This window comes from Streptomyces sp. NTH33 (assembly GCF_003236365.1).
GTDB lineage: Bacteria > Actinomycetota > Actinomycetes > Streptomycetales > Streptomycetaceae > Streptomyces.
In genome coordinates, this window is the sequence record NZ_POTZ01000328.1 from 1 (window position 1) to 7934 (window position 7934).

5 protein-coding genes are annotated in these 7934 nt (G+C 71.2%); 3 read left to right on the top strand and 2 right to left on the bottom strand.

What is annotated here, in order from left to right; translation table 11 throughout:
• Positions 1-413: 413 nt before the first annotated feature.
• Entirely contained in the window at positions 414-863 is a 450-nt protein-coding gene (locus tag C1I97_RS26020; RefSeq protein WP_111005600.1) for a PTS sugar transporter subunit IIA, read from the top strand.
• A gap of 80 nt (positions 864-943) precedes the next feature.
• Positions 944-2614, top strand: coding sequence for a phosphoenolpyruvate--protein phosphotransferase (gene ptsP / locus C1I97_RS26025; protein ID WP_111005601.1), 1671 nt, complete (start codon positions 944-946; stop codon positions 2612-2614).
• Between the two features lie 70 nt (positions 2615-2684).
• Here the strand turns inward: ptsP and C1I97_RS26030 are convergent, their stop codons facing one another.
• The gene (locus C1I97_RS26030; RefSeq protein ID WP_111005602.1) at positions 2685-3578 is read right to left on the bottom strand and encodes a hypothetical protein; all 894 of its coding nucleotides are present in this window, start codon (positions 3576-3578) and stop codon (positions 2685-2687) included.
• Between the two features lie 132 nt (positions 3579-3710).
• Positions 3711-5678 (bottom strand): acetoacetate--CoA ligase, encoded by a 1968-nt coding sequence (locus C1I97_RS26035; protein ID WP_111005603.1) that lies wholly within the window; start codon positions 5676-5678, stop codon positions 3711-3713.
• Between the two features lie 214 nt (positions 5679-5892).
• Here C1I97_RS26035 and C1I97_RS26040 point away from each other — a divergent pair.
• On the top strand, positions 5893-7934 hold a 2042-nt coding region (locus tag C1I97_RS26040; RefSeq protein ID WP_111005604.1), incomplete at its 3' end, for a TIM-barrel domain-containing protein.

Consider the following 7934-nt stretch of genomic DNA (forward strand, 5'->3'; position numbering starts at 1 on the left):
ATCCGGCCGGAGACGGGGTATCAACATATCTGGCGTTGATTTTTGGCACGCTGTTGAGTTCTCAAGGAACGGACGCTTCCTTCGTACTCACCCTCGCGGGCTTTCCTCCGGGCGCTTCCCTTCGGTGATCCAAACTCTATCAGGATTTTCCGGTCTCTCTGACCACCGTCCTGCAGACATGCAGAAGGCGATCCCGAGATAGGATCTGACAAGTTGGATGCTGCTGGGTGCGGACACGTGGTCGCGCCACTCACCCCCAAGCAGGGGTACGACTGTACATGGACCCCGGAGCAGGTGCAAATCAATTGACCTGGCGGTCTAGACCACTGTGGCATGCCCTCTGCACACCGCGCCGTCCGGGACAGGCAGTGCTGTGACGGCGCACATGGATCTCCACCCCTGGGAGGCTTCCCATGACCACCGTGACGTCCCCGCTCGCAGGGCGCGCCATCGGTCTGGCGGCAGTGCCGGATCCGGTCTTCTCCGGGGCCATGGTCGGCCCGGGCACGGCGATCGATCCCGTACGCGAGCCCGCCGACGCCGTGGCCCCCGTGGAGGGAGTCATCGTCTCGCTGCATCCGCACGCGTTCGTCGTCGTCGACGAGCAAGGGCACGGGGTGCTCGCCCACCTCGGCATCGACACCGTGCAGCTCAACGGCGAGGGCTTCGAGTTGCTGGTGAGCAAGGGCGACACGGTGACGCGCGGCCAGGCCCTGGTGCGCTGGAACCCCGCCGCCGTCGAAGCCGTCGGCAAGTCCCCTGTGTGCCCGGTCGTGGCCCTGGAGGCGACCGCGAACTCCCTCTCCGATCTTCGCGACGACGGCGATGTGAAGGCGGGCGACAGTCTCTTCACCTGGAAGTGACACCGCTGCCTCCTTAATGGACGGCATACAGAACAACCATCACGGCGGCAGGGCCCGCCGCACTATCGGAGACGGGTGAGATGGAGACAACGCTGCGAGGCGTCGGTGTGAGCCACGGAGTGGCGATCGGCGAGGTTCGGCACATGGGGACGGCGGTGCTGGAGCCGCCTGCCAAGCAGATCCCGGCGGACGAGGCGGAGCGTGAGCAGGGGCGCGCGCGTCAGGCCGTGGAAGCCGTGGCGGCAGACCTCCTGGCACGCGGCAATCTGGCGGGGGGCGAGGCCCAGGTGGTGCTCGAGGCGCAGTCCATGATGGCGCGGGATCCGGAGCTGATCGCTGATGTCGAGCGGCGTATCGCCGTCGGCAGCACGGCCGAGCGCGCGGTGTACGACGCGTTCGCCGCCTACCGGGACCTGCTGGCCGGTGCGGGTGAGTACCTCGCGGGCCGGGTGGCCGACCTGGACGATGTACGGAACCGTATCGTCGCTCGTCTGCTCGGCGTGCCGATGCCGGGTGTGCCGGACAGCGACGAGCCGTATGTCCTGGTCGCCCGTGACCTGGCGCCGGCGGACACGGCGCTGCTGGACCCGACCCTCGTCCTCGGCTTCGTCACCGAGGAGGGCGGGCCGACCAGCCACAGCGCGATTCTGGCGCGGGCGCTGGGTGTGCCGGCCGTGGTGGCGCTGCCCGGTGCCGTCGAGCTGGCCGAGGGCACGGTGATCGCCGTGGACGGAAGCACCGGCGAGATCTTCGTGAACCCCGGTGACGAGAAGAAGGCACAGCTGGAGGCCGTGGCTGCCGAGCGCAAGGCCGCGCTGGCCGCCTCGACCGGTCCGGGTGCCACCTCCGACGGTCACAAGATGCCGCTCCTCGCGAACATCGGCGGTCCCGCGGACGTGGTGGCGGCGGTCGAGGCCGGGGCCGAGGGCGTCGGGCTGTTCCGGACCGAGTTCCTGTTCCTGGACGACGACAAGAACGCGCCGTCCGAGGAGAAGCAGGTCGAGGCCTACCGACAGGTCCTGGAGGCCTTCCCGGAGGGCCGAGTGGTCGTACGCGTGCTGGATGCGGGTGCGGACAAGCCGCTGGACTTCCTGACGCCGGCCGACGAGCCGAACCCCGCTCTCGGTGTGCGGGGCCTGCGGACGCTGCTCGACCACCCGGAGGTGCTGCGCACCCAGCTGTCCGCGCTCGCCAAGGCGGCCGAGGGCCTGCCGGTCTACCTCGAGGTGATGGCCCCGATGGTGGCGGACCGGACGGATGCCAAGGCGTTCGCGGACGCGTGCCGGGCGGCGGGGCTGCGGGCGAAGTTCGGTGCGATGGTGGAGATCCCGTCCGCCGCGCTGCGGGCCCGTTCGGTGCTGCAGGAGGTCGAGTTCCTGTCGCTGGGGACCAATGACCTCGCGCAGTACACCTTCGCGGCCGACCGGCAGGTGGGGGCGGTGTCCCGGCTGCAGGACCCGTGGCAGCCCGCGCTGCTGGACCTGGTCGCGATGGCCGCCGAGGCGGCGAAGGCCGAGGGAAAGAGCTGCGGTGTCTGCGGTGAGGCCGCCTCCGATCCGCTGCTGGCCTGTGTACTGACGGGTCTGGGTGTCACCTCCTTGTCCATGGGTGCGGCGTCGCTTCCTTATGTACGGGCGACTCTGGCGAAGTACACGTTGGCTCAGTGCGAGCGTGCGGCGGCTGCGGCACGGGCCGCGGACACCGCCGAGGAGGCGCGCAGCGCGGCTCAGGCGGTGCTTTCCGGCGAGTGACGCAGCCGCGCCGTTCGCCTGTGGCTTGCCGAGGGACGCTCCGCTTGCGGGTGGGGCGCCCCTCGGGCGTTCAGTGTGGGTGCCGCGAGGCTGGTCCTTCCTCTCCGAGGTCGGGCGGCTCGCTGTAGTCGACGCCGGATTCCGGGGAGATCAGGTCGCCGGATTCGATGTCGGTGCAGTAGGCGTCGAAGACCTCGCTCGCGGTGAGGGGGGCGAGGCCGTCGGCGCGCAGGCGCCAGCCGTAGATCCGGTCGGCGGTGCCGGGGGCGGTGGTGCGCATGACGAGTCCGCCGGGGCTGCCGGTGGCGATGCCGAGAGCGAGGACCGTGGTGAACTCGAGGGCTTCGGCCTCGTCGAGGTGTGTGTCACCGGCGTCCTCGTCGTCGGCGTGGAGGACGGCGGTCAGGTTTTCGGGCGTGCCGGTGACGCTGCACACCAGGTGCCGGTTGCCCGGTGGGGCCGTGCCGAGGATGCGGACGAGGAGGTCCGCGGCACGGGCGAAGGCGGCGCGGCCGATGTTCTCGCCGCAGCCGGCGCAGGGACCGAGCCGGGCGAGGAGGGTGGAGGCGTACTCCCAGGTTGCCTGGCGGATGGCCTCGTCGACGAGGTCGGGGACGAGTTCCGCGAGGGGCCGGCCGTCGTAGGGAAGCGTGGGGCCTGTGGCGGCGAGTTCGGCGGTGTAGCGGGCGCGGCTGGACGGGATGTCGGGGTCGAGGCCGGTTTCCGCGCAGTATTCGGCGTATTCCTCGGGGTCGAAGAGGGCGACCGTGGTGTGGCCGCCCTGCTCGGCGACGGTCTTGAGGAGTGCCTCGACCTGTCGCAGGTAGGTGGTGTGGTCGTCGAAGGCGAAGCTGCGGTAGCGCCGCATGGCGCAAAAATCCTGTTCGTCGGTGAGCAGGCCGATGGTGCCGGCGATTTCCCGGCGCAGGACGCGTCGCATGGTCCGGTGGTCGGTGTGCGCCATGTCTCCCCCTGTACGAGTGGTCGGTCAATGCTCACTCACAGTAACCGTGGGCACTGACAACAGGGGTGCCTCGGACTTCACCGCCGTGCTCGGCGAAGTCCGAGGCCGCCTGCGCCGGGTTGCCGGGGCCGTTCAGGCGCGCTTGCGGGCCAGGTCCTCGTAGAAGCGCAGCAGGTCGAGGTCGTCGACCGAGCCGGGGTTGACCGCCTTTTCCAGTGGTGTGCCCTGCAGGAGGCGCTTGACCGGGACCTCGATGCGCTTGCCGGTGAGGGTGTGCGGGATGCCGGGCACCTCGATGATCTCGTCGGGGATGTGCCGCGGGGAGAGCTGTTCGCGGATGGTCTGCTTGACCCGGCTGAGCAGCGCGTCGTCGAGGACGGCTCCGGGGACCAGGTGCACGAAGAGGGGCATCCAGTAGCCGCCGTCTGGCTGCTCGATGCCGATGACCAGGGACTCCTTGATCTCGGGGAGGCGTTCGACGGCTTCGTAGATGTCGGCGGAGCCCATTCGCACGCCCTGGCGGTTGAGCGTGGAGTCGGAGCGGCCGTGGATGATCACGGAGCCGCGGAAGGTCAGCGTGATCCAGTCGCCGTGGCGCCACACTCCGGGGTACATGGCGAAGTAGCTGTCGTGGTAGCGGCTGCCGTCGGGGTCGTTCCAGAAGTGGATCGGCATCGACGGCATGGGGTTGGTGACCACGAGTTCGCCGACTTCGTCGACCAGCGGTGTGCCGTGGGGGTCCCACGACTGCAGGTCGGTGCCGAGGCAGGGGGCCTGGAGTTCGCCGATGTGGACCGGGAGGGTCGGTACGGCTCCCGCGAAGCAGGAGCACACGTCCGTGCCGCCGCTGACGGAAGCGATCCACAGATCGTCGCGGACCTCGCCGTGCAGCCAGCGGAATCCGTCCGGCGGCAGCGGCGATCCGGTCGTCGCGACGCACTGCACCCGGGACAGGTCGAAGTCGCGGGAGGGGTGCACTCCCGCTTTGCGGCAGGCCATCACGTACGCGGCGGAGGTGCCGAACAGAGTGGCTCCGGTGCGTTCGGCGACCCGCCACTGGGCGCCCGTGTCGGGGTATCCGGGGCTGCCGTCGTACAGGACGATCGTCGTGCCGGTCAGCAGGCCGGAGACGAGGAAGTTCCACATCATCCAGCCGGTCGACGTGTACCAGAAGAAACGGTCCTGGGGACCGAGGTCGCAGTGCAGACCGAGCTGTTTGAGGTGCTCGACCAGGATGCCGCCCTGGGACTGCACGATGGCCTTGGGCAGGCCGGTGGTGCCGGAGGAGTACAGCACCCACAGGGGATGGTCGAAGGGCACTTGTTCGAAGACGGGGTCCGCGTCGGCGGAGGTCAGGCCGGCCCAGTCCAGGGCGCCTTCGGGGGCCTCGGTACCCAGCAGCGGGATGTGGACGACCGCGCGCAGAGTGGGCAGCTCACGGCGCAGCTCGGCGACGATGTCGCGGCGGTCGTGCTCCTTGCCGCCGTAGCGGTAGCCGTCGACGGCGAACAGGACGACCGGTTCCACCTGCTGGAAGCGGTCGAGGACGCTGCGGGCGCCGAAGTCGGGGGCGCAGGACGTCCAGACGGCTCCCACGGCGGCCGTGGCGAGGAGGGCGACGACGGCCTGGGGGATGTTCGGCAGATAGCCGCTGACCCGGTCTCCCGGGCGTACCCCCAGGGTGCGCAGTTCGGCGGCCAGGGAGCCCACCTGGCGGCGCAGCTCGGACCAGGTCACCGGGCTCGGTTCGTGGGTCTCGTCGACATACAGCAGGGCGGGTTCGTCGGCGCGGGTGGCGGCCGCGCGCAGGGCGTGCTCGGCGTAGTTCAGGGTCGCGCCGGGGAACCACTGGGCGCCGGGCATCGAGCGGTCGCCCAGCACGCGCGCGTAGGGCGTGGCGAACCGTACGTCGAACCACTCCGTCACGGCTTTCCAGAAGGTGTCCAGTTCGTCGACGGACCAGCGGTGCAGTGCCGCGTAGCCGCCCTCGGCCGGGGCTCCGTGGTGCTCGGCCGCCCAGGCCTGGAACTTCGTGATCTGTGCCTGGGCGATCCGCTGTGGATCGGGCTGCCAGAGTGGCTGGGGGTTCGCGGTCGACATGGGGCTGCTCCCGGACTGTGCGCGTTGTGTGCGTCGGCCCGCGCACGTGCTGGGGTGTGCGCGTGACGCGGCTGACACGGACGATGCCATGTGATCGACTTCTGCACCAGGGTGCACTGCACATAGTCCGCGCAGTGAAGATGTGGTTGCGGCACGGATGAACGGCAGTTGAACGAGGCGCCCGCGGGCGGCTGTCAATGGCAGGGTGAGCAGCATGGACGGTCGTGACCTGGTGCGTTTGGCGAAGGCGGTCGGTTCGGCGGGGGCGGCCCAGGGGCTGCGGACCGTACGGGCCGCCTGGCGCAGGCGCCACACCGACGCCAGGGACCTGCCGCCGCGGGGGCCCGAGCGTGCGCGGGTGCCCGGTGCGGTGCGGGACGCGGAGCCCGGGCCCGGGGGTGGCGTCGTGCGGTTCGGCCGCTCGGAGCTGCGCATCGTCGTCGCTGTGAACGGTGCCGTCTTCTGGGGCTGGGACGGGGCCGGGCCCGCGCCGTCGTACGCGCTCGACGGCCGTTGTCCGGCCCCGGACCCGCGCGCGGTGCTGGAGCCGGACAAGGACGGCGGCTGGCGGGTCGTGGCCGAGCGGGTCACCGTCGCCGTGTCGCGGCACGGTGCGGTCGAGGTGCGCACGCCGGGGGGTGTGCCGCTGCGCCGCGACCTGCCGCCCCGGTGGTGGGAGCCGGTGGGCGGGGGCCCCGCGCGCTGGTCGCAGCGGTCCGAGGTGGCGGCCGACGCGCGGTTCTTCGGTCTGGGCGGCCGGGCTTCGGGGCCGCGGCTGCGTGACGGCGCCTACCGCCTGTGGAACACCGATCCCGGCCGTGCCTTCGGGCCTGGTGACGACCCGTTGTACATCACCATGCCGGTCCAGCTGGTCGTGGCCGACGCGGGGACTCATCTGGTGTTCCACGACAACTCCTGGGACGGCACGGTCACGCTGCGGGAGGGCGCGGAGGGCGCCGGCTCGGGCCACGACCGGGCCGGTACCAGCGAGCTGAGGATGGCCGGTGGTCCGCTGCGCTGCTGGGTGATCGTCGGCGCCCCCGCGCGCGTGGCGCAGACCTGGGCCTCGCTCACCGGAGCGGCCGCGCTGCCGCCCGCGTGGGCACTCGGTCACCATCACGCGCGGTGGGGCTTCGGCAGTGAGCAGGAGGTGCGGCGGATCGTCGCGGGCTACCGCCGGCACGGTCTGCCGCTGGACGCGGTGCACCTGGACATCGACCACTACGACGCGCACCAGGTGTTCACCGTGGACCAGGACCGCTTCCCGGAACTGCCGGTGCTCGCCGAGGAGCTGCGGCGGGGCGGGATCCGGCTGGTGTCCATCGTCGACCCCGCGGTGAAAGCGGCGCCGGGCAACACCGTGTACGACGAGGGAGCGGCCGGGGACGCCTTCGTCGGGGATGCTTCGGGCGACGTCGTACGGGGCCTTGTGTGGCCCGGGGAGGTGGTCTTCCCGGACTTCACGCACACGCGGGTGCGGCAGTGGTGGGGCGGGCTGTACCGGGAGCGGCTGGCCCAGGGGTTCGCCGGTTTCTGGCACGACATGAACGAGCCGACGTCGTTCGCCGCCTTCGGTGAGACGACCCTGCCCCGGTCCGCCCGGCATGCTCTGGAGGGCCGGGGCGGTGACCATCGTGAGGCGCACAACGTGTACGCGCTGTGCATGGCCAGGGCCGGCTACGAGGGGCTGCGCGCCCTGGTGCCCGAGGAGCGGCCGTTCGTCTTCTCGCGCTCGGGGTGGGCCGGGCTGCAGCGCTACGGCGGCACCTGGTCGGGGGATGTGGCGACCGGCTGGCCGGGGTTGCGGGCGTCGCTGTCGCTGGTCCTGGGACTGGGCCTGTGCGGGGTGCCGTACTCCGGCCCGGACGTGGGCGGGTTCGACGGCAGTCCCTCACCGGAGTTGTATGTGCGCTGGTTCCAGCTGGGGTCGTACCTGCCGCTGTTCCGGACGCACGCGAGCCTGTGGGCGGGGCGCCGGGAGCCGTGGGAGTTCGGTTCCGAGGTCCTTCGGCACGCACGCGTGGCACTCGTCGAGCGCCGGCGTCTGCTGCCGTACTTCGTGACGCTGGCGCACCTGGCGCGGCGTACGGGGGCGCCGTACGTGCGGCCGCTGTGGTGGGGCGCTCCGGAGGATCGCGCCCTGCGGGACTGCGAGGACGCCTTCCTTCTCGGTGGCAGCCTGCTGGTGGCGCCCGTGCTCGAGCCGGGCGCGGACCGGCGGGCGGTGCGGCTGCCGCGGGGCCGCTGGTACGACAC